We start from the raw sequence: 20,347 nt of genomic DNA, 5'->3' as shown, positions 1-20,347 counted from the left end.
AACGTGTTCAACGAATTTAGATCACGCAAGGTTGCTTCCAAGTCGAATGTGCTGACACTGGATCGACCCATTGACATGCCCACCAAATCCAAGGCGACTCCTGACCCAGTGGACGTCGACCTGCAGGCGCATCTGGAACTCAAAAGCCGCTTGCATGGTGAGCTTCTGGACCGGCTCAATCTTTCGGTCATCGATAAGGTTGAACGATCGGAATTGAAACGCCAGATCGCATCTTTGGTAACCGGCCTGATCGAGGCTGAAAACCTGCACATGCGGTCTGAGGCTTTCACTGCGCTGGTTGATGAGCTTATCCACGAAGTCATGGGCCTGGGGCCATTGGAACCGTTGCTGGAAGACCCGACTATCAACGATATTCTCGTAAACTCTTTTGATCAGGTGTACGTCGAACGCTTTGGTCTTCTGGAGCTTTCTACTGTTCGCTTCCGCGATGAACGTCACTTGCTACGGATTATCGACAAGATCGTCAGCAAAGTTGGTCGGCGTATCGATGAGTCTCAGCCCTGGGTTGATGCGCGTTTGGAAGACGGCAGCCGCGTTAACGCAATTATTCGGCCGTGTTCCGTCGATGGACCAGCTTTGTCAATTCGCAAGTTCTCCCGCAACCCTCTGACAATAAAAAAGCTTGTTGATCAGAACAGCATGAATGATCAGGCAGCCAAACTCCTTGAGGCACTTGTCGAAGCAAGGTTGAATATCCTCATCTCAGGCGGTACCGGCACGGGTAAAACAACCATGCTGAACGCTGTGTCGTCGTTTATCGATGGCAAACAGCGTATCGTTACCATCGAAGACGCTGCCGAACTTCAGCTTCAGCAAAGCCATGTTGTACGTCTTGAAACCCGCCCTCCAAATGCTGAAGGGCAAGGTGTAATCACCCAACGTGATCTGGTTCGCAATGCCCTAAGGATGCGGCCTGACCGCATCATCGTTGGAGAAGTTCGTGGATCAGAATGTTTTGACATGCTTCAAGCCATGAATACGGGCCATGACGGGTCTATGACCACCGTTCACGCAAACTCGGCGCGTGATTCACTAAGCCGGGTCGAGCAGATGGTGACAATGCTTGGCGCTGACTTGCCGATCAGAACCATCCGGTCGCAGATAGCTTCGGCCATTCAGATCGTACTCCAACTCAGCCGCCTTAGCGACGGCACCCGCAGAGTCGTCAGCATTTCCGAGATTACCGGCATGGAAGATGACACGATCACAATGCAGGATATCTTTGTTTTCAAACGTCGCGGCAAGTCGGAAGACGGACAGGTACTGGGAGAGTTCTTGCCTACCGGCATTCGTCCAAAGTGCTTCGATCAGTTGGTTGCCGCAGGGATCGACGTAGACACCAACATGTTTATTCGTGGGGCTATGTCGTCATGATTGACCTGCAACCGAACACCCTGAACATTCTGTTCTACATTTCGATTTTCCTAGGAATTCTTCTTGCTTACGAAGGATTACAGCAGCTTTTCCTGCGCAAGGAATCCCTCAGCGAGGCCAGAAATCGGCGCATGAAGCTAATCCAGGGGGGCGCCTCAACCGATCAGGTTCTGCAATTGCTACGTGACCCTGCGATGACCACTCCTGGCGAAAAACCCAGTGTGATCGCCCGTTTTCGTCGTCTGCTTGTCCAGGCCGGGCTGACGATCAACCCGATCTGGGTGGTCCTTGCAGCCACCTGTCTGGCCGTGGCGGCCTTCATCGCAATATCTCGGTTCCTTGCCCCGGAAATTGCCGCAGCTCTAGGCGTCCTTCTGGCTGGCGTTCTGCCGCTGCTGGCACTGATCGCCATGAAGGATACCCGGGCCAAAAAACTTACGAAACAGTTACCGGATGCATTGGACCTTATGGCTCGTGGCCTGAAAGTCGGGCACCCAGTGGCTGTAACTGTCGGGAACGTGGCGACAGATCTTCCGGACCCGATAGGTAGTGAGTTTGGCATAATTCAGGACCAGATTAACTATGGCGACGACGTGGCAACCGCGTTTCAGGATTTTGCAAAACGTGTCGGAACAGAGGATGCGAACTATCTTGCCGTCAGCATCGGTATTCAGCACGGCACCGGCGGCAACCTTGCCCGTGTCCTAAGCATTCTGTCCCAGGTCATCCGCGACCGGCAAACCATGCAAAAAAAGATCAAGGCCATCTCTGCCGAAGGGCGTCTTAGCAGTCTAATTCTCACGGTCCTGCCAGTGTTCATCTACTTCTCAATCGAGATGTCCACACCTTCGTTCTATGGCGATGTCCGAAACGATCCGCTGTTCCCATATTTCGCGAGCGCGATAGTCGGTCTGACGATTGCTCAAGGACTTATCCTGAAGCGGCTCGTCAAATTCAAATTCTGAATGGGAGCGGAAAAATGGAATTTATTCAAAATGTTCTAAACGGCCAAGACCTTCCCCTTCAGTATCTTGTGCTGGGTGGGATTGCCGTAAGTGTTTTCTTTGTAGTCCTCGGAATCTCTGGCATGACCGCAACCGATGACACGGTCGCGCACCGGATGCGGGTCGGAACGATTTCTCGGGGACACGGAACAGATTTTGACCTCATACAGGGGGATGACAGCGACCCGCACGGACTGCTTAAGGCATTTGTGCCTTCGTCGAAACGCGAACGTTCCCGAATTGGCAGAATGCTTAAGCAAGCTGGTATTCAGCGCAAACATGCAGTCCGATCATTTTATCTGTTCCGTTTGGTGATGGGTTTTGTGCTTCCAGCCGTTTTCGTAGTGGCTTTGTCGTTGCCGCTTGAAACTCAGGTTCAGCTTGGGATTGCTGGCCTATTGCAAAGCATCACCTGGGTGAACGCATTGCAGATTGTCACCGCTTTGATGGTAACCGGTTTCTACGGTCCAGCACTCTGGCTGCGGCACCGTATAAAAAAGCGCCGCCAGGCCATCGAACACAGCCTTCCAAATGCGCTGGACCTGTTACAGGTGGCGATTGAGGCCGGGCTCGGATTTGACGCCGCAATGGTGCGAGTGGCGAATGAGATGGCGCATGCGGCACCGGAGATTTCGCAAGAGTTCACGATACTCCAACTGGAACTGCAAGCTGGCAAAGAGCGTCAGGCCGCCTTTATGGACATGGCCGAACGCGTCGGCATTGACGAGGTCAGCTCTTTCGCGAACGCCTTCCTTCAATCCAATCAATACGGCACCAGCATTTCCGCTTCGCTGCGCAGATTTGCCACTGATATGCGTATCGATCGCGAACTGCGCGCTCAGGAAAAGGCCAACCGGCTACCAGTTCAAATGTCAGCCGTAATGGCCATGTGCATGATGCCCGTTCTACTGCTGATCTGCCTGTCGCCGATGGTGATCCGATGGATCAATATGTTTGGGTGATGGTTGGGTGTAGTCTGAGAATTGAAGGAACAAAGAATCTTCTTTGAGCTGCAATGGATGACACGCTTTAGTTATCTGCTTTTAGTCAAATTCTAATCCTAATACCTTGCTAACACTGCATTTTGCAGGATTAAAGCACCAGGAAACGGTCGTATTCCAGGCGGTGTCCACTAAGCGCGAACAAACCCAGCCTCACAGGGGATCGTCTCGATTTCTCTTCGGTCCAACGCCCGAGCCAGATGAATCGCGGCAAATTCAAACTGCTCTGCCATTTGACCCAGTGTTTCAAAACGAGCCAGAAACGCTTGCAGGCTTTGGGCAGTTATATAGCAACGGTCGTGCTGCGTGTCCGGGTTTCGCACCGTGACCTGATTTAGAAAGCCGCCATTCCGCAACCGCCGGATCGATATCACATCTATTTTCAAGCGTGCAGCCGCATCCAAGAGCGGCAGGTCGCCAGAAAATGCACGCTCCTGTCTTTCTAAGCCTTCAGCTTGATCGATCAGCAAACCAGCCAAACCTTCGACTTCTGGATCACGCGACACGCCGGTCAATCGACCTGCTGCCCAATCGGTGACAACGCGTGCCAAAGGAAACCGGTCATTCTCTGAGCGGTACGCAGATGGCGGTGATACGTTGTAGGAGTAAAAATGGCGTCGAAATGGTCCCATGTTAGACTAAGAACTTAGGTTTGGCGTTTGTGAGATTGCAGATGATAGTCAAAATTTGGGTCAACTGCCCATCCGAGAAAGTCGCTGACCAGATCGCGGACAAGCTTCTTGAAGAGCGTTTGGTTTCCTCATCGAACCGCTACACTGCGACTAGAAGTAAATATCTCTGGAAGGGAAAAATCGTAACCGCACGGGAGGTCCCACTTCTGCTGAAGACCCGAAAGGAACTTTTGGGCGCAGTCGTTGAAGCGATCCGCAGGATGCACCCTTATGAGACGCCCAGTATTCTCTCGATTAATGTTGACCAAGCCAACGGTGAATATCTTGAGTGGATGATTGAAAGCACGCGCGAGATCTAACCAAAGCTCAAACTAACGGCCTATAGCCGCTGTATCTTTGGGCTCACTAACGACTTTCTCTGCGGCGAGTTCGGACAAGCAGATGAGCCCTGACCGGGCGTTGATCGTAATTCGGTTACTTGTTCGCTCAGCAAGTCGCGAACCCATACATACCAGACCTTCAGTGCTAGTAGGTTAAGCAGTAGGGAGACGTTGTCCGCCAGTTGTTTTGTGGTCACTTGAGGGCCCGCAGCGAAAGCCGCACTCAGATTGGTCAAAGCGAGAAACGTGGCAAGAAGCGTTAAGAGTCTCATTGCGTTTTTTCTTTCGGTTCAGATGTAGACGACGCCAAAGCGCTCTTCGATCAAGGCGAAATCTATTTCGCCGATCTCGTTCTGGCGCGAGGTTTCGGCCATAAACTCCTCAGCCCAATCACCGGGGAAGATGTAGCTGATCATCTTGGCGGTCGTATCACCGACGTTCTTCATGTAGTGGGACACGCCGCGTGGGCATTGGATGCTGGCCCCAGGCCCGGCCTTAAAAACTTCCTCGCCGATTTTAACTTCCAGGTCGCCCTCAAGGATGTGGAAGGTCTGGTCTTCCCATTTGTGATAATGATCAGGAATGAACCCGCCCGGTGCTATTTCACCTGAGCCAAAGACATACTCGGATTGCGTATCGTCTTTGCCTGCGACAACCGACGTGTACTCCTGATCCGCCATGAAATATTTGCGGCCTTCATGCCAACCGCTGACAACGGTCTTTTTGGCGGTCGCTTCTGTTTTCTTAGACATGTTGAGGTCCAATTCTGATTTCATTTGTGGGGAACGACCGGGCTGCCCCGCAACCCAGTCAGAGGTTCAATGGCCGTGCCATATGGCGTAAGCCATCCGTTCAACATGGGCTGGAAGGTTTTCTTTGTAGAACAGCCAATCTTCGAAACCAGGCAGTTTGACCGTATCCTTAAGTTCGTCGACCGATTTGCCGTTTTGTAGACCCTCCCAAACGGCAACGTACAGGGCTTCGACAAAGGCCAATTCTTCAGCGAGAAGCTCAGGCGATGAATGCTCCAGGTGGCCTGAAACCACGGTATCGTAGTCAAGCTCTGCGCTGACACGGCGCAGGGTGTTCAGAGCGCCCACATAATCATGCGTGTTCAAACGGGCGTTCGAGACCAGAAAACGCGGAAGATGCCAATCCACCCCCATTAAAACCTTGTCGTCGGGCATGTGGATCACGCTCTGGCACTGGCCGTCGCTGGGCCCGAAGTACTTTAAGTCGATGATCTTATCGCCCAGTTCGATGCGATGCTCATCTGCATAGGTCACGTCAGGCAGCACCACCCGGTTTTCCAGATCGCGGCTCATCAACTCAACGCACCCTTCATGGGCGATGAACTCCGCACCTTCGTCCTTGAAAATCTGGCCGCCCCGCGAATGGTCAAAGTGATCGTGCGAGTAAACAACCTTGACCACGGGTTGATCGGTCAGCTTGGCAATTTCAGCGCGCATCGCCTCGGACCGGAATTCGTGATTGGGGTCTACAACCAGAACGCCTTCATCCGTGATCACCACCAGGCTGGAATAATGCGCCATGTAGAACTGATAGACGCCGTCCTTCAGCTTGGTCATGGCCGGTGTCGTTTCATCACCTGCTGCAATGGCCACGCTTGTAAAGGTGGTAGCGGCGGCGATGGCCGTCAGAATGCGCTTCATGGCATGTGTCTCCTTTTGCGTTGGAAACAATATACTCTTGACCTAACATGAGATAATTGATGTCATTGACAATTCAAAAGATACAAAAAGTATTGAATGGACAAGCTGAAGAAGATGACCGTGTTTGCTCGCGTGGTCGAGCTGGGAAGCTTTGCCGCAGCCGCGGAAGATTTGAATGTTAGTCCGGCCATTATAGGGCGACATGTGGCCGATCTGGAAACGATGCTTGATCTGCGCCTCATCAGCCGCACAACACGTTCGATGGAAGTGACCGAAGCCGGAGTTCGCTACTATCACGGGTGCAAGGCCACCTTGGAACAATTGGATGCTCTTGAGCAGGACGTGGTTGCACAAGAAGGTGGGCTGTTATCTGGAGTAATTCGCGTAGCTGCTCCGGAAGGGATCGGTACGCCACTGTTGCTGGATGCGGTGCAGAGCTTTCAGACGCTTCATCCCGAGGTGTTGTTTGATCTGGTGTTTGAAAATGAGCAGACTGACTTCATCAGCTCCAGGGTGGATTTGGCCATTCGGTTAGCGATCAAGCTGGACGATAGCAGTCTGATCGTTAGCAAGCTGGCTCAGACATCCCTCGGTTTGTTCGCGTCCCCCTCTTATCTACGCGCATATGGAACACCCACAACGGTTGCCGATCTAGACCAACATTGCTGCCTAGTCTTTGGTGCTTCACGATTTGGCGACAGTTGGCCGCTCGTGACAAATAAAGGGATGCAAAAGCTGCGCCTGCCCTGGAAACTTGTCATGAACCAAACCAATACATATCGCGAAGCACTGGTGCGTGGGATGGGGATCGGATTGCTTCCAGAAATCATGGCGACAGATTTGGTGGAAGCGGACCGACTTGAGCCAATCAATTTAACAGGGCAGTTCCCGGATGTTGGGGTGTTTGCAGTCTACCCCGAAAAAGCCTTCCAACCTCGTCGGGTTGGTCTATTTCTGGACCACCTTCGACAACAGATCAAACAACATCTGGCCTGACCGAAAAGGTGCCCCCGTGCTGACTTCAATTGCACAAAGCCGAACTTGGGATGTTTGCAGCGAACGGCGGCTCCGTCCCGCGTTGCGGTCATCGGCGACAGGGGCTCGAACGGCAGGCTTTCACAGCCACTGGATGATTGGTAGTGCCGTAACGAACCATGAACGTCGCCGAAGGGGTGTTATGTGAAGCGATCTCTGGTTGAGTGGTCAGCTCCCCTGCGGATCAAACGAACCATAACTAAATCGCCGGTTAGCAGTCATTGATCCTGCGCACGGAGAACGTCTGTTTCGAACCCAAGGCGGTCATTGTGGTTTTGTGCAGTGCGCGCATACAGCTGGAGGATCTCTGCTGGTTTCGGTTCCAAGCCTCATCGCAGCTAACCTCATTGAATTGCCCGGCGCTCTTTTTCCGGCCAGAATTCATCTACCACGACATATGCGATGATTACAAAAAAAGCGGCGCTGGCAACTTGCAATACGCGAGTGATGCTCTTGACGTCAGCCTCGTCTGAAAACGGTGCAACCGAACCGCCATATACAATCAGAGCTGTTGTAATAGCGGAACCGGCGGCGGCGGCGAGCGGTACTTTTGACTTTCCAAGTGCTCCGAGTGTTAGGCAAAAGAAAAAACACAGCAGAATGGGGGTTATAATAACCGGAGCTATTACGTTTATTTCGTAGCATATGATGGATACTGCCGCCCCAAGAAGGTTTGCCGTCAGCATAGCTTTTGCAACTGTTTTGCCTGCAGCGGGCATTGCCGCAAGCTGCTGGCTCAGCAGGGCGACAAAAAACAGAACCAGTAGTGCAGATGCGCCGGAAACAAAAAACGCCAAGGCAAACGGCACTGTTACAAGCGACATCCTGACGATTCGGCGATGTGGGTCGAAGTTCGGCGACGATGCGGCCTTCTTTTGAGCGGGCGTTTGAGGTTCAGCGGGTATCAACACGAACATCAGCGTCGATACAAAGCCTGCAAACAGCAGGTTCAACGGTATCCAATACACGAGCACCAAAGCCAGATCCTGTGATTGCAAAACCAAGTTCGGGATCATCAGTGCACCCATCAGGGCAATGACGCCCGGTAAAACTCCGGCTCCGGAAACCGACCACATGAAAGACAGGATTATTCCAATGGCCACCAGAATGAGAAAAACAAGAGGATATGGTGAGAAGATTGACGACACCAAGAATGAAATGAACATCAATCCAATCGAAAAGACAAACAGCTTAGAAAATGCTGCCAGAGGCAATGCAGCGGGTGCCTGCAAAAACAGTGCGGTGAACACCGCCCCAACGACGGCGAGTGGCCAGCCAAGAAATAAGCCCAAAGAAAAGACGCCGGTAACACCAACCGCAAGCCGGGCGACAGAGCGTTGGTCCTCAGTACGCATAGGACAGAATTGAGACCAAGCGGATGTAGGTGCGGCCTACGAAGTTCAGTAACGAGTTGTCGCTTAGGTACATAATCACATCGGCCTGCCCGTTTAGCTGAAATCGAAGATCATCTTCGGTGCTTCCGGCTTCATAGCCCGGCAAAACGATCCTGACTGGGAACCTTTCAGGCTCCCGCAAAAAACCTTTGGTACTTGGCGGGCTCGCCAATTGCCCGGGCTCATCACCGCCACTTAGGGAAACGGCCGCGCTAAAGCTCTCGATGACGCCCGGAACAATCTTACCGGGATGCATGTCCAACACTACATCAACCGGAGACCCTATCGAAGCTCTTCCTAGGTTGTTCTCGGTAAAATACGCCTCGATCCAGACGTCCGTTGCATCAAGAAACGTCAACAGGTCCTGGCCGGATCGCGCATACGTTCCGGGGGCTATCAGCAAATTAGTGATGACACCTGTCGCCGGAGCACGCAGTTCCGTCCATTCAAGGTTCAGTTCTGCATCCGCCAAGGCCGCCAACGCGCGCTGGATTTTCGGGTTTTCAATCCCGTCGTCACCAAGCCTCTGTTTTGCTTTTTCCAGATCCGCTTTTGCGTTCTCAAAGTTTGCCTCAGACTCTGCCAATTGCCCTCGTGCATCATCAGCCTTTGAGACGGCAATCAACCCTTTCTTTTCGAGCGCAAATACGCGTTCCGTTTGAATGCGCATCGTATCCAGATCGCTCTGCGCCCTTGCGAGTTTGGCCTGTGCTGCACTTACCTCTGCCGAAGACGCACCCACCTCTTGGGTCGCCGCTTCAAGATCAGCTTCCGCCTTTGAACGCTCGATTTCGTAGGGCCTGGAATCTATTCGAACCAGAACATCACCTGCCGAAACAACCTGTCCGTTTTCTACCAAAACTTCCGTTACCGTTCCGGTCACTTGAGGCACGATTTGTGTGGCTACAGCTTTTACTCTGGCGTTCCCGGTAAATGGCGTTTTTCGATCAGCGACCAGATACCAGACAAGAAAAATCAGAATGACAGCCAGGGTTGTCCATATCGTCTTCCTCATTTCGCGGCACCTTCTGCAGCGGCCTCGGCTTCGGGCGAGGTATCAATCCAAACCTTGAACAGCTCATAGAACACAGCAAAGAGCACCGGCCCCATAAAGACGCCGATCAAACCGTACGCCATCATACCTCCGAGAACACCGATGAGGATGACCAACATGGGAGTCTCAAGGCCTTTTGAGATGAACACGGGTCTTAGGAAACTGTCCATTATCATGACTGGAACGGCCAATATGGTGAAGATCAAAGCTGTTCCGCCGGACATGGAACTCCATGCATAGATAATAACCGGTATAAGAACCAATCCGGGCCCGATTTGGATAATCGAGAGTATCAGGCAGATAAATGCCAGCGTGGCAGCCGAAGAAATCCCAAACAATGCCAACAGTATCCAAACGAAAACCGCCTGAATGGCTGCTACGCCAATCACGCCTTTTGTAACGTTCCGGATCGTTGCGCCCGCGAGTGTCACGAATTCACCACCGCGCGGTGCAAAGACACGGTTGGCAAAGCGCTGAAGACCTTGGACCAAATTTGGCCCAGGGCTGAACAATGCCCCCATAATCAACACGGACAGAGCTAAGCCAAGCAGCCCGATTCCGATGCCCAGCACCTTACCGAAGAGCGATTTGGTGATCTCAAGGATTTGCGTGCCGTATTTTGTAAGCGCGCCGTCAAGATTGCGCTCAAACATTCCCCAGACATCGGCTATTTTGTCTCCCACCAAGGGCAACTCCTTGAGACCCTCGGGCGCAGGTGGGACTTTCAATTCACCCTTGTCAGCTTGTTCCGCGAATTCAGACCCAAGTTCTGCGGCACCAGACACCGCCGTAGCGACTGGCCCGAGGGTCAGAACAAGGCCCAACAAAACCAAGATCGTCGTGGCAAGTTTTTTCCGCCCTCCCAGCTTGGACTGAAGCCAGTCAAATGCCGGGTAAAGCGCCACACAGAGGATCGTTGCCCAGATAACCACGCTCGCAAGCGGGGCCACCATGACTAGGGCGCTGTAGAGGAATAGTCCGAGAAAGAGCAATCGTATTGCCAGATCGACAATCTTTGCGTCCTGTGTCTTTTCCATTCCATCCCTCCATGTGTTTTTCGAATGTTACACTCAAAAAACATAATATGTATATTTTTTTGAATTTTGGTGATCATCTATCAGCTTGAAGACTCGAATGAATCCGGGCTGCGGCTTGAGGTGCCCAGTCAAACCAATGCCTGGGCGTGAACTCGATTTGGCCAAATTGGGATAATCTACTTGTCCGCTTTTGTGTCGTCTTGGGACAAGATTGTATCTGCCACTGTCGTCGCTGCGGTTACGAAGACACCGAGACCCACGATGATGTATACCATTGTGAAGATCTTCCCTGCCGCGGTTTCAGGTGAGAAGTCACCAAACCCCACGGTCGAAATTGTCACGACAGAAAAGTAGATTGAGTCGAGCCAACTCCAACCTTCGACAAAGTGGTAAAAGACCGAGGCCCATAAAATCATTCCAACTGTGAAGGCAAGAATGCCTTTCACTCTACCGTCCTTGAAAGCGACGCCTATCCCTCGTGTTATTCTGGTCAGTGAATTCATTGCACCCTCATCTTCGAATAATTGCATTTGTACCAGAGTTGAGGATTTACGGAAGGAACAATGCTGATTTACTGAAAGCTGCCCGATAAGAACTCTTAACCAGGGTCCCAGATTCATCGATGCTATTCTGCGCGCGATGGTCCGACAGGTACAGATCAGCGGATCCCTTCATTCGAGTGATTTGGAAGCATGAACAGCCGTGGAGGTTCGATTTTACAAGCTAGCAATCGACCTGTTCGCCTACGCGCCAAGTATCTTGCTGCTAGGTCTTACGTCTCTAACGCGAATAGAACCCATCACGAAGTTCTTGCCTTAGGCGCAGACGCCCCGGGTACTCTTTCAGGAATAGTTCGGGTGGTTTGCCCTCCCAAACTTGCGCATAAACTCGCATCTTGTTACCGCCATAAATCTTCGCGAGGTCCTCATTGGAATAACCCTTCGCCCAAAGGTCATCGGTAATCGCCGCAAGGATTTTGGCAAGTTCACCGTTGCCAGTGGCCCCTTTGTTGAACGCATCGATCATGTAGCCGCCGTCGTCGTACATGCTCGCGTTTGCAGTTGCGAACTGTACGACTAGTTCAGTCGAGAACATGTCGTCCGTTGCAATCCCAACATGGTCGACCCCCACAAGTTGGACATAGTAGTCGATCATATCAGCAGCTTGCTCGGGTGAGATATCCTCAGGCCAAACACCGTCCATCATCCATTCGGTGAAGGTCGGAGAAATATAGCCGCCCGATTTGGCCGCACGCAGCGCCTCTTCGTCGGGAATGGCCCGATAACAACCGCGTGTCGTGGCATTGGGTTCGTTCGCATAAAGCCCAGCTGGGACAGAATGCGTATAGACATATGGCACGCCGGGATAGTTTTCATCCATGTAGTCCATGGCGTCGTTGGCCGTTTTTGAACCCGTGTGGCTTAGGTCGAGCAAGATACCGAACCGCACCATTTCATCGATGACCGACTTCCCCCAAGGTGTCAGACCAATGTCGCGTCCGTTATAGGCCGCCAACTGCCCCGATCCGGTTCGGAAAATGTCATTGTAAGCCAGGATCATACTTTTGATCCCCATATCCTTTAGCAATGCCATTTTCTTAAGATCGCCGTTCAGGATTGTGGCGGTTTGGCTGTTCCAGATGACGGCCGTCTTGCCTTGTATATGGGCGGCTTCGATATCTCGGGTTTCATTGACAATCAGGTAGTTTTCCGGTTGCTGCGCCATGGCTGAGCGAAAGTGATAGTGCTGCTCTAGCAGGGTTTCAAACGACATATCCGCAGCAGCCAGCGTCATCTCGTGTCCCGTAATGCCGTTGTCCCGAGCGCGCGCGAAGTAAGTATGAAGCTGGTCGTAGTCGGTCCAACCAGTGCCGTAGGGGCTGGCCAACATGCCGAGGACGATGGTGTCTTGTACGAATTGCTTCGCCTCTTCTGATGCATCCCAAGTCTTGCTTTCCTCGCTCGCGTGTAGTGCGCAACCTAGAGTGATCGCGATAGCGCTTACGGCCAACATGGTCTTCATGACAGTACCTCATTAACTGCTTTGTTTTTACCGCCGCATTCGAACCCCTCAGAAAACGATCCGGGTTCTTAGACCGAACAGCGTAATGCTATCCTGATTGGGGTTCAGTAGCGGGTCAGAAATGAACTGCAGCGATGGCGTGATCTGCAGTCCGGGCGAGATTGAAATCCGGTAGAATGCCTCCAGCGTGAACTGGTCACCGTCTATGCCTCTTGCCTCGGCCCAATTCAGGCCCAGCCCGGCCAAATCGGTGTTGCGACCATAGTAGCCCAGACCTGCTGAGACGGACCGGTCATAAAGCGCTGCGGTACCCTTTGAGGCCCCAGCCCGAAAGAACGGCATCCACTTATTGTCAACAAACCATGCGGCAGAGAACGCAGCGCCGTAATCTTCCGCTCGACTGCCATCGTCAGCCGCATCCGCATGCCAGAGGGTCAAATGGATGTTGTCGAAGTAGATGCGATCAAAGCCGGAGGTGTAACCAAATTCGAGTGATTTGAAGAGATTGCCGTCGCTAAACACATCAAAGTTTGGATCAGACGGGTCGGCGTTTGCGTCTGAGACGCTGGCAACAGCGTAGAAGTTTTCGCTCAGCTTTACCCCACCGGCAATGCCAAGGCCTTGATTGGGTGTGTTAATAGTCGGATTGGTATTGAAAGACAGGTTTTGGAAACCACTGTAGGGGCTGACCAACCCATAGATATCCACAAAGTCCGTTACATCAATCTGGCCAACTTGCAGCGTCCACGAACCGTTCTCGGCCCTTTGAGTCCAGAACAGATTGGTCAGCAGCAGACCATTATCGTTGAAGGCTGTTCCCGTGATTGAAAGGGCTCCGCCATCCAGCCCCAAAAACTGTGGGGCAACATCGGTGTAGCTGTGCCGATCTTCGATCTTGAATGTCAGAGAGCCGCGTTCAGTTGCCTGCCAACTACCGTAGAAACGCGCAATTCCGCTGGCCGCTTCGCCGGTTCCCAGATCAGCATTTGTGGATTGGCCCAATGCCAAGTAATCAATGTTGAAGCGAAACCCACCCACAGCCAGTCGGTCTTTCCATTGAAACCAACCCGGTGCGATATTGCGCGGAAAATCGGAACGATATTGTGGGTCGGTTAGCCCATCTCCGGGCTCAAGATCAGCCTCGACCGAAGATGGCCCGGATAGTCCCTGAGCCGACGCTGCGCCAGCGAAGGCAATGCTCAATGCGGCAACCAGAAGTCTTATCATTCAGACGCCTTTGCCCCGCCGGTCTTGCGATTGCCCGCCGCGCGGATGCGATCAGCGGCACGCTGCTTCCATTCCAGCCTATCTGCCTTGGTTTCCAGAGTTTCGACACTTTCTGCTTCCAACTGGAAAGTCGCGCTCATGGGCATCTGGCCATCCACAACCATCATATTCTGAACAGACGGATCGATCGTTAGCGTGCCTGTCAGCCGAACGGGTTCATGGAAATAGCTGGGCGTCCAGCCCCCGTTCAACCGCACACGGATCATCTGGTTGGGCGGAGGTGGAGGCATGTGGCTGCACATCCCTCTTTCTGGCACCAAATACACCACAGGCCGTCCGTCCGGATCACTCGGAGCAGGAATGGCAAAGCCCGCGAGTGTTACTATTTGACCGTCGAATTGCAGATTTCCGTTCGCCCCAGCCTTTCTTCGACGTTCCGTTACAACCTCTCGCTGATCGAGTAGCCAGTCGACATCAATTCCATCAGCCGCCAAGGCATCCTCAGTCTCGGTCAGAAACCCTTGCCATTTCTGCCTCTCTTCTTCACTGCCGCCATCCTGCTGCAGCCTGCCGCGCAGTCGTACGACGTAGAGGACATCGTCGAATTGTTCGGGGCTGAGATCTCGATAGGGGTCTTCAAAGACCTGCGCGGACGGGTCAGGTAGGTCAGACCAGTCCAAAGCGGTTCCTGGCGTCGCCATGACAGGATGACCACACCAAACCAACCCTGCAAACACTAAGGAGCGAAACCAATGGTGCATAAATACTCTCCGGCTGTTTAGACAGGTCAATCCAGTGTGTTTTTGAAGATGACGCCGTCCTTCATGATCAGGCGGATCGTATCTGGGCTTTCAGCCCTCGGATCGGCACCGAACCACTGATTACCCGTGCCAACAACCGAGAAGTCTTCAAGCGGGTTGCCGTCAATGAGCAGAATGTCTGCATAGGCCCCCTCCTCAATCACGCCCAATTTGCCTTCGGGATAGGGGTTCATAAACGGCCCCGACAAAGCGGCGATTTCACCGCCGGTGGACGTCATTGCGACCAATGAAGCGTGGGAGCCAAAGAACTCATTATTGAGATGTTTTTCATACGCAATTTGAATATTGCAGGCCGCTACAGAACCTACGCAATCCGTGTGAAACCCTCTTTTGGCTGGGCACTCATTCATGTTTTTTATGTAGTCGCCAAAAGCCTGCGTCGCGGACTGTGCCTTTCGTAAGCTGGCTGGGACATCTCGAATGGCAGGAATATCAAAGAGATTTGGATCAAATGCTGTGAGATTGGTTGTGATGTAGGCTCCTTTCTCTTCCATCAGCGCTGATATCTCACAATCAAACATGAACCCGTGTTCAATTGATCGCACACCAGCATTCAGTGCCGCCATGATCGTTTCCTTGCGGTAGGAATGGGCCATGACGTAGCTTTCGTATTCGTTTGCAACCTGCACGGCCGCTTCTAATTCTGCCGTCGATCCAGCCAACAACTGCCACGGGTCAAACGCTGAAACTACACCGCCTGATTGCATGTACTTTAGTTGTGTTGCTCCCATCCGGAAGTTGTTGCGAGCAAACTTGTACATTTCGGAGACACTGTCGACTTCTTGGGCCATATTCAGACGGCTGAAGTTTGAAGACTGGCCAACAGGCGCCGTAAAGTTGGCGAAATCAGCATGGCCACCACGTGTACTTAGAAAAGCAGCCGCAGGGTAGAAACGCGGCCCGGCAATGGTCCCGCTGTCGATTGCGCGACGAAGACCTCCATTAGCGCCACCTGCATCTCTTACAGTGGTAAAGCCTTGCATTAAGTACATCTCAGCCATTTGAGTGCCGTGAATCGCGAGGTCTTCCCAAGTGCTGTTGGCTTCCATTGACGGCAACGTGGGTCCGGGCAGCATCAGGTGTGCATGATTTTCAATAAAGCCGGGGGTCAGTGTCCTCCCTTCTCCGTCAATAACCGTAGCATTGGGGGCGTCAATCGCTTCAGTTGATACAGTCGTAATCAGGTTGCCCTCGACCAATACGCTGGCATTCTCGATACGCTGTTCATTCACGCCATCGAAGACATGCACGTTGGTAAACAGCGTTTGGGGTTCTTCTTGATCCTGAGCCTGCGCGGACGCTGAAAAACAAAGTCCTGCAGCGACAATTGCCGTCGAGCAAAGCGACATTCGTAGACCGGACATAAGCACTCCCTTCACATTCATGTTTTGCCAACTGTAACCCGGAAACCTTTGCCTCGGTTGCCAGTTTCGCATTAGGATGTTCGAATGTGACTGCAAAAATGGCCACATTGTAAGACTAATCCAAACGAGGGTGACGAACTTGCCTTTCAACTCCACCTCACAAGAGCATAGCGAGGGCTTTATTCGCCTCTCCTTAGCTGCTCCGTTCCTGCAATATCTCACCGAACGTGAGATCAATCCGCAACCAGCACTGGATCAGGTCGGCTTGAAAGCCGAACTGTTGTCTGACCCATCCGTGTTCGTTCACTCAGAGTTGGTCTATGGTTTGCTGAATTCCTTCTCAGACGTGTCCGGGGATCGATACCTTGGACTGAACGTAGGGGAGACGTTTGACCTGCAAGAGTGGCCTCCGTTCGCTCAAGCCCTGCAATCTACAAAAACGCTGTTCGAGTTTTTTACTCGCTTTATTGGGCTTGTACCGCAGGAGTCCAATTCTGTGCGGCACAACCTTGTCATTGAAGCAGACAAAGCGACTTATCGTATCGATAGGCAACAGGAACCAACTGTCCCACCCATTCAGGTGACCGGTTTTGGTGCCGCAATCTATGTACGTCTATTGCAGACCGTCGTCGGAGATTCTTGGGATTCTTCCCGTGTGCGATGGGAAAGTCGATACATCAATGGTCTGCCTATCAACTACAAGGGGATCGAGGTTGGCCTTGGAGCCGATCCCGGAATGCAAATTAGTTTTCCTGTGGAATGGTTGTATTTGCACCATGTCTCTGAGGGCTCTGCAAAACCCATCGCCTCACAGCGACAAGATGAAGAAGTAACAGTGGTAGCTGCTTTGCGATCTGTATTACGCGACAAACTAGATGAAACCGATTTGGGGCCGGAGGCGATGGCGGGATTACTGGGAATACAGCCGGAACGGTTTTTGAAAGCGCTTCAGCGGCAAGGCACAACGCTCCCACGCGAAGTCAAACGGCTGCGTGTCGATGTCGCCAAGGAGCACCTCAAAGAAGGCCAGATGACAATTGCGGAGATTGGTTTGATGCTCGGTTATTCCGACAAGTCCCACTTCACTCGCTTTTTTCGAGGCCAGACCGGAATGACACCGACTGCTTTCCGGAAAAAGCAGCGACTCTGATGTTCCGAAAGGGAAGTCAGATCAAACCAAACTGTCTGCGGGAGTATGAAATGGAGGCAGCGTGTTAGTTGATAACGCAAAGGTCAAATTCAACTGATGTCCAACGTTGGGGGCGCCTTCTGATGTCGAACGTTCACCTAGTTTCTGGTCCAACTGTGACGGTTGGGTCAGGTTCGTGTGACGTTCAACAGGAGATGTGGAGCGTCAGTGATATTTGACTCAATCGACAGTCAAAACCTCAAGAAATGCTCAAATCACGTCATTCAATTTTGCCCCAAACGTCAAGCATTTCTGGCCCAAAGCGGTTAATGGCATTTCATCGGTGCTGGAGTTGAAGTCTCATTTTTTACCTGCCCCACCCAGCGACTGACAAACGGGGATTTGACTGTCATGGAATTGAGAAGGTTAATAAGATCAAGGAAATTACGTCGCGACAGAACGCACGTTGGGTGTCTTACCCTGAGCCTCCAAGCCTTGCCGATGTATCCTCCTTGGCATTGCCTTCAGCCATTCGACTAAAGGCTTGTCGCCAACCCTCAGCAAGTTCTTCCATCTGAGACAAAACCTCGGCATCTTCCGGCAGAATGCGACGAGTCAACCGTGCGCGTGTAACAGCCAATACAGACCAATTGGGATTTGGCCTTTCAGACAAGGTGATCCGATCACCGGCGCCAACTTCGCCAGGTTCGAGTACACGATAGTACCATCCGGTTCGGCCCGTCTTCTGAAACTGGTTCGGCATTTCCTTTCGCCCGGTATGTAGTCCAAGTTTCCAGCACGGCTGCCGCCCCTGGCTAATTTGAACTACAGCCGTCCCGAGTGACAGGATGTCCCCGATGCAGAGGTTTTCCTCGGTCAGCCCCGTTGTTGAAATGTTCTCACCAAACGCCGCTGGTATTGTGCCGGGTGCCATTAGGCCCTCTGCTTGCCAGGCTGAATAGTGATCAAGTGCATAATGATGGATGGCTTTGTCTTTACCACCGTGTACGGTCAAATCCGCCTGCGCATCGCCTGCAAAACCGAGCGAGGTAACAACCTGCCGGCCGTCCACCCGATCTTTCTGAATGGCCGAAGACGGTTTGCCTTCCCAGCGATCTCTGATGGCTCCAAGGAAAATGCCGTCGATGTTTGCCGACAGTTCAGGATGGTTCATCTGGCTTCCTCGTGCTCAATGCAGATCTTGTCTTTTTCGCCGGGCTCCAATGAAACACCCAACAATTTGCAAAAACCGTTTTCCGTCGTGACATCATGATGGGCGCAGGATTTGCATTGTCCGAAGGATCGGCCTCCATTTACGGCCAAAGCCAGACTGAGGCCTTGCATCAGCCCCTGCTCAAGCATGGCTTGGTTTTCTAAGGGCATATCTCCAATTGCCTGAGCAACAGGATTTGGCTGACGTACGATCTCGGCCCCTTCTTTTGTGAGTTCGTAGGAAATCGACCGCTGATCGTGTTCTTTGCGGTGCTCTTCTACATAGCCTTTGCGCGCCAAAGCCTTGAGCGTCTGTGACATCGTTCCACGGGTTGTACCGATGTACTCTGCGACATGCGACGGCGAGCGCGAGAACATGTTCGCCTCAGCGAGGTACTCGAGCGCCATCCTCTGAGTCGGGTTCAGATCTCCCGCCCATCCTTCGGACGCATCAATCCGGGCCAGACGGTTGATCAGTGTGCGTATGCGATGATCTGTGTTCATAACACTTTTAGTAGCGACTCGAAATTATAGTTGCAATGTATTTCTCATTATAGTAGCGACTCGCTATCTTTTAATTGGAGGCACCCATGAAACTTTCAACGCTCACTTCTACTTTGGCTCTGCTCATCGGCAGCACAGCTTTTGCTGATGGGAACCATGCCATTCATCAGGATGGCGCAATCATATCTTCTGCTGACGCCAGTAAAGTCGCGGATTTTGACATTCTGGCCGCGCACGCGCACCGCAATGGAAACACGGTCACTTTTCACATGACCACGAATGGATCGGCTGGTGCCTCGGTTCCGGCGGCAACTGGAGAGGTCGGTGGTTCAGACGTCTGGTCATATGTCTGGCCTACGTCTTTGGACCCTTCGGCCGTTGGGTTCGAAGGCGGCACAGGCATCCTTGCAATGGCCGCAACCAGTCATCCAGATTTTGATGACACACCGCTTTTTGACGAGAACGGTGACGGAGATCCGGCCAACGACGGCATCGAATGGCACAGCCATTGGGTTGTGTTGACCCCGACCGAAGCGTGCGGACCCGACGCGCTTGCCGTACGTGACATCCCCGAAGGTTCCACACCCAAGCTACCTGCGACATGGCCTGGGTTTCCGATCTTTCTGGATAGCCCTGGGTTTACGCCTTTGTTTGACGGCCCTGAAATCTCGGTGAACGCAGGCTTCGCCAGCGACATTGAACTGGAAGGTGTCGCTTACGATGGCGTCACTTCGGCCTTGCGTGTGAACGCTAATATCCATGCTCCCTTGCTGTGCGTCACAGATGTTTTTGACGTCGCATCTGGCGAACTGAGCCTGCCGGGCAAGATTCACTAACATTCGATTGCGCAGCCGCCGAACCCACGGCGGCTGCCTGCTACTGAGGACAAAGAAAATGCAAGCACCAGAGTTAGACGTCACGGAATGGTTCAACACAGACACGCCCCTAACCCTAGATAACCTAAAAGGACGGGTTGTCGTCATTGAGGCCTTTCAAATGCTTTGCCCAGGATGTGTCCTGCACGGTATTCCCTTGGCACAGTCGATTCAGAGGACGTTTCCTGAAGAGAAGGTAGCCGTAATTGGCCTGCACACCGTGTTCGAGCATCACAACGCTATGACACCGGTGTCTTTGCAAGCTTTCCTGCATGAATATCGCATCACGTTCCCTGTCGGCGTGGACAAACAGGGCGCAGGACCGTTGCCAAACACGATGTCTCGCTTTGGCATGCGCGGCACACCAAGCCTTGTCCTATTAGATCAGGCGGGGCAGATCGTTGCGCATCACCTTGGTCAGGTTTCAGAACTTCAATTGGGGTCCGAGATTGGCAGTCTTCTGACACAGGAGGTCGTGTCGACCAAAGGCGGTACCGTCACTGTTGATCAAAGCGAATGCAAACCAGGTAGCTGCAATGTGTGATCGGGCCAAGGTGCCCACATATGGAAATCGTTTTTTCCAAGCGC

General features: G+C 52.5%; 21 protein-coding genes. 8 read left to right on the top strand and 13 right to left on the bottom strand.

Going from position 1 to position 20,347, the window contains the following annotated elements; genetic code table 11:
- Positions 1 to 3 precede the first annotated feature (3 nt).
- Genes ACR0DL_RS17165 through ACR0DL_RS17155 form a run of 3 tightly spaced genes read left to right on the top strand, consistent with a single transcriptional unit; the run spans position 4 to position 3,361 of the window.
- Positions 4 to 1,395, top strand: a complete 1,392-nt coding sequence (locus ACR0DL_RS17165; RefSeq protein WP_367647831.1) for a TadA family conjugal transfer-associated ATPase — start codon at positions 4 to 6, stop codon at positions 1,393 to 1,395.
- Complete coding sequence (locus ACR0DL_RS17160; protein WP_480690404.1) at positions 1,392 to 2,360, top strand: type II secretion system F family protein; 969 nt, start codon at positions 1,392 to 1,394, stop codon at positions 2,358 to 2,360. The genes ACR0DL_RS17165 and ACR0DL_RS17160 overlap by 4 nt, the downstream gene beginning before the upstream one ends.
- 14 nt (positions 2,361 to 2,374) lie before the next feature.
- Positions 2,375 to 3,361, top strand: a complete 987-nt coding sequence (locus ACR0DL_RS17155) for a type II secretion system F family protein (RefSeq protein ID WP_480690401.1) — start codon at positions 2,375 to 2,377, stop codon at positions 3,359 to 3,361.
- A 170-nt stretch (positions 3,362 to 3,531) separates the two neighbouring features.
- Here the strand turns inward: ACR0DL_RS17155 and ACR0DL_RS17150 are convergent, their stop codons facing one another.
- On the bottom strand, positions 3,532 to 3,951 hold the full coding sequence (locus ACR0DL_RS17150; protein WP_170362159.1) for a hypothetical protein: 420 nt from the start codon (positions 3,949 to 3,951) through the stop codon (positions 3,532 to 3,534).
- Between the two features lie 122 nt (positions 3,952 to 4,073).
- Between ACR0DL_RS17150 and cutA the strand changes: the two genes are divergently transcribed.
- Positions 4,074 to 4,391, top strand: a complete 318-nt coding sequence (gene cutA / locus ACR0DL_RS17145; RefSeq protein WP_480690399.1) for a divalent-cation tolerance protein CutA — start codon at positions 4,074 to 4,076, stop codon at positions 4,389 to 4,391.
- Between the two features lie 311 nt (positions 4,392 to 4,702).
- Here cutA and ACR0DL_RS17140 read toward each other — a convergent pair whose 3' ends face one another.
- Together ACR0DL_RS17140 and ACR0DL_RS17135 are read right to left on the bottom strand one after the other, a co-directional pair.
- Complete coding sequence (locus ACR0DL_RS17140) at positions 4,703 to 5,164, bottom strand: cupin domain-containing protein (RefSeq protein WP_480690397.1); 462 nt, start codon at positions 5,162 to 5,164, stop codon at positions 4,703 to 4,705.
- 66 nt (positions 5,165 to 5,230) lie between these two features.
- Complete coding sequence (locus tag ACR0DL_RS17135) at positions 5,231 to 6,085, bottom strand: MBL fold metallo-hydrolase (protein WP_480690395.1); 855 nt, start codon at positions 6,083 to 6,085, stop codon at positions 5,231 to 5,233.
- Positions 6,086 to 6,181: 96 nt separating this feature from the next.
- Between ACR0DL_RS17135 and ACR0DL_RS17130 the strand changes: the two genes are divergently transcribed.
- A complete protein-coding gene (locus ACR0DL_RS17130) occupies positions 6,182 to 7,081 on the top strand; it encodes a LysR substrate-binding domain-containing protein (protein ID WP_480690393.1) in 900 nt (299 codons plus the stop codon).
- A gap of 383 nt (positions 7,082 to 7,464) precedes the next feature.
- Here ACR0DL_RS17130 and ACR0DL_RS17125 read toward each other — a convergent pair whose 3' ends face one another.
- The 8 genes from ACR0DL_RS17125 to ACR0DL_RS17090 all read right to left on the bottom strand — a co-directional run bounded on the left by ACR0DL_RS17125 (position 7,465) and on the right by ACR0DL_RS17090 (position 16,039).
- The gene (locus ACR0DL_RS17125) at positions 7,465 to 8,475 is read right to left on the bottom strand and encodes a DUF2955 domain-containing protein (protein WP_480690391.1); all 1,011 of its coding nucleotides are present in this window, start codon (positions 8,473 to 8,475) and stop codon (positions 7,465 to 7,467) included.
- On the bottom strand, positions 8,465 to 9,529 hold the full coding sequence (locus tag ACR0DL_RS17120; RefSeq protein ID WP_170362165.1) for an HlyD family secretion protein: 1,065 nt from the start codon (positions 9,527 to 9,529) through the stop codon (positions 8,465 to 8,467). Before ACR0DL_RS17120 ends, ACR0DL_RS17125 begins: the two co-directional genes overlap by 11 nt.
- Positions 9,526 to 10,605 (bottom strand): AI-2E family transporter, encoded by a 1,080-nt coding sequence (locus ACR0DL_RS17115; RefSeq protein ID WP_480690389.1) that lies wholly within the window; start codon positions 10,603 to 10,605, stop codon positions 9,526 to 9,528. The genes ACR0DL_RS17120 and ACR0DL_RS17115 overlap by 4 nt, the downstream gene beginning before the upstream one ends.
- A gap of 176 nt (positions 10,606 to 10,781) precedes the next feature.
- Entirely contained in the window at positions 10,782 to 11,051 is a 270-nt protein-coding gene (locus tag ACR0DL_RS17110) for a potassium channel family protein (protein ID WP_367647833.1), read from the bottom strand.
- A gap of 334 nt (positions 11,052 to 11,385) precedes the next feature.
- The gene (locus tag ACR0DL_RS17105) at positions 11,386 to 12,627 is read right to left on the bottom strand and encodes a membrane dipeptidase (protein WP_480690387.1); all 1,242 of its coding nucleotides are present in this window, start codon (positions 12,625 to 12,627) and stop codon (positions 11,386 to 11,388) included.
- A gap of 48 nt (positions 12,628 to 12,675) precedes the next feature.
- Positions 12,676 to 13,854 (bottom strand): carbohydrate porin, encoded by a 1,179-nt coding sequence (locus ACR0DL_RS17100; protein ID WP_480690385.1) that lies wholly within the window; start codon positions 13,852 to 13,854, stop codon positions 12,676 to 12,678.
- Positions 13,851 to 14,555, bottom strand: coding sequence for a DUF3299 domain-containing protein (locus ACR0DL_RS17095; RefSeq protein WP_480690383.1), 705 nt, complete (start codon positions 14,553 to 14,555; stop codon positions 13,851 to 13,853). Before ACR0DL_RS17095 ends, ACR0DL_RS17100 begins: the two co-directional genes overlap by 4 nt.
- An 86-nt stretch (positions 14,556 to 14,641) precedes the next feature.
- Entirely contained in the window at positions 14,642 to 16,039 is a 1,398-nt protein-coding gene (locus ACR0DL_RS17090) for a metal-dependent hydrolase family protein (RefSeq protein WP_480690381.1), read from the bottom strand.
- 139 nt (positions 16,040 to 16,178) lie between these two features.
- Here ACR0DL_RS17090 and ACR0DL_RS17085 point away from each other — a divergent pair, with 139 nt between their 5' ends.
- Complete coding sequence (locus ACR0DL_RS17085) at positions 16,179 to 17,189, top strand: AraC family transcriptional regulator (RefSeq protein WP_480690379.1); 1,011 nt, start codon at positions 16,179 to 16,181, stop codon at positions 17,187 to 17,189.
- A 454-nt stretch (positions 17,190 to 17,643) separates the two neighbouring features.
- Here ACR0DL_RS17085 and ACR0DL_RS17080 read toward each other — a convergent pair whose 3' ends face one another.
- Both ACR0DL_RS17080 and ACR0DL_RS17075 read right to left on the bottom strand, forming a co-directional pair.
- Positions 17,644 to 18,342, bottom strand: coding sequence for an MOSC domain-containing protein (locus tag ACR0DL_RS17080; protein WP_480690377.1), 699 nt, complete (start codon positions 18,340 to 18,342; stop codon positions 17,644 to 17,646).
- Positions 18,339 to 18,758 carry a MarR family winged helix-turn-helix transcriptional regulator gene (locus ACR0DL_RS17075; RefSeq protein ID WP_413247485.1) on the bottom strand — a complete coding sequence of 140 codons (420 nt, stop codon included), beginning with the start codon at positions 18,756 to 18,758 and terminating at the stop codon, positions 18,339 to 18,341. The genes ACR0DL_RS17080 and ACR0DL_RS17075 overlap by 4 nt, the downstream gene beginning before the upstream one ends.
- Before the next feature lie 212 nt (positions 18,759 to 18,970).
- Between ACR0DL_RS17075 and ACR0DL_RS17070 the strand changes: the two genes are divergently transcribed.
- Both ACR0DL_RS17070 and ACR0DL_RS17065 read left to right on the top strand, forming a co-directional pair.
- A complete protein-coding gene (locus ACR0DL_RS17070) occupies positions 18,971 to 19,720 on the top strand; it encodes a hypothetical protein (protein WP_480690375.1) in 750 nt (249 codons plus the stop codon).
- A gap of 58 nt (positions 19,721 to 19,778) precedes the next feature.
- Positions 19,779 to 20,303 carry a redoxin domain-containing protein gene (locus tag ACR0DL_RS17065; RefSeq protein ID WP_480690373.1) on the top strand — a complete coding sequence of 175 codons (525 nt, stop codon included), beginning with the start codon at positions 19,779 to 19,781 and terminating at the stop codon, positions 20,301 to 20,303.
- Positions 20,304 to 20,347 lie beyond the last annotated feature (44 nt).

The organism is Ruegeria sp. BB5 (genome assembly GCF_056539405.1).
Note: the sequence above shows the minus strand (reverse complement) of the source record. Positions and strands in the feature narration are given on the sequence as shown.

Bases quoted from the DNA above. Each gene is read 5' to 3' on its own strand.
- ACR0DL_RS17160 (WP_480690404.1), top strand. From the start codon at position 1,392: ATGATTGACCTGCAACCGAACACCCTGAACATTCTGTTCTACATTTCG.
- ACR0DL_RS17155 (WP_480690401.1), top strand. From the start codon at position 2,375: ATGGAATTTATTCAAAATGTTCTAAACGGCCAAGACCTTCCCCTTCAG.
- cutA (WP_480690399.1), top strand. From the start codon at position 4,074: ATGATAGTCAAAATTTGGGTCAACTGCCCATCCGAGAAAGTCGCTGAC.
- ACR0DL_RS17140 (WP_480690397.1), bottom strand. From the start codon at position 5,164: ATGTCTAAGAAAACAGAAGCGACCGCCAAAAAGACCGTTGTCAGCGGT.
- ACR0DL_RS17135 (WP_480690395.1), bottom strand. From the start codon at position 6,085: ATGAAGCGCATTCTGACGGCCATCGCCGCCGCTACCACCTTTACAAGC.
- ACR0DL_RS17130 (WP_480690393.1), top strand. From the start codon at position 6,182: ATGGACAAGCTGAAGAAGATGACCGTGTTTGCTCGCGTGGTCGAGCTG.
- ACR0DL_RS17125 (WP_480690391.1), bottom strand. From the start codon at position 8,475: ATGCGTACTGAGGACCAACGCTCTGTCGCCCGGCTTGCGGTTGGTGTT.
- ACR0DL_RS17120 (WP_170362165.1), bottom strand. From the start codon at position 9,529: ATGAGGAAGACGATATGGACAACCCTGGCTGTCATTCTGATTTTTCTT.
- ACR0DL_RS17115 (WP_480690389.1), bottom strand. From the start codon at position 10,605: ATGGAAAAGACACAGGACGCAAAGATTGTCGATCTGGCAATACGATTG.
- ACR0DL_RS17105 (WP_480690387.1), bottom strand. From the start codon at position 12,627: ATGAAGACCATGTTGGCCGTAAGCGCTATCGCGATCACTCTAGGTTGC.
- ACR0DL_RS17100 (WP_480690385.1), bottom strand. From the start codon at position 13,854: ATGATAAGACTTCTGGTTGCCGCATTGAGCATTGCCTTCGCTGGCGCA.
- ACR0DL_RS17095 (WP_480690383.1), bottom strand. From the start codon at position 14,555: ATGGCGACGCCAGGAACCGCTTTGGACTGGTCTGACCTACCTGACCCG.
- ACR0DL_RS17090 (WP_480690381.1), bottom strand. From the start codon at position 16,039: ATGTCCGGTCTACGAATGTCGCTTTGCTCGACGGCAATTGTCGCTGCA.
- ACR0DL_RS17080 (WP_480690377.1), bottom strand. From the start codon at position 18,342: ATGAACCATCCTGAACTGTCGGCAAACATCGACGGCATTTTCCTTGGA.
- ACR0DL_RS17075 (WP_413247485.1), bottom strand. From the start codon at position 18,758: ATGTTCTCGCGCTCGCCGTCGCATGTCGCAGAGTACATCGGTACAACC.
- ACR0DL_RS17070 (WP_480690375.1), top strand. From the start codon at position 18,971: ATGAAACTTTCAACGCTCACTTCTACTTTGGCTCTGCTCATCGGCAGC.
- ACR0DL_RS17065 (WP_480690373.1), top strand. From the start codon at position 19,779: ATGCAAGCACCAGAGTTAGACGTCACGGAATGGTTCAACACAGACACG.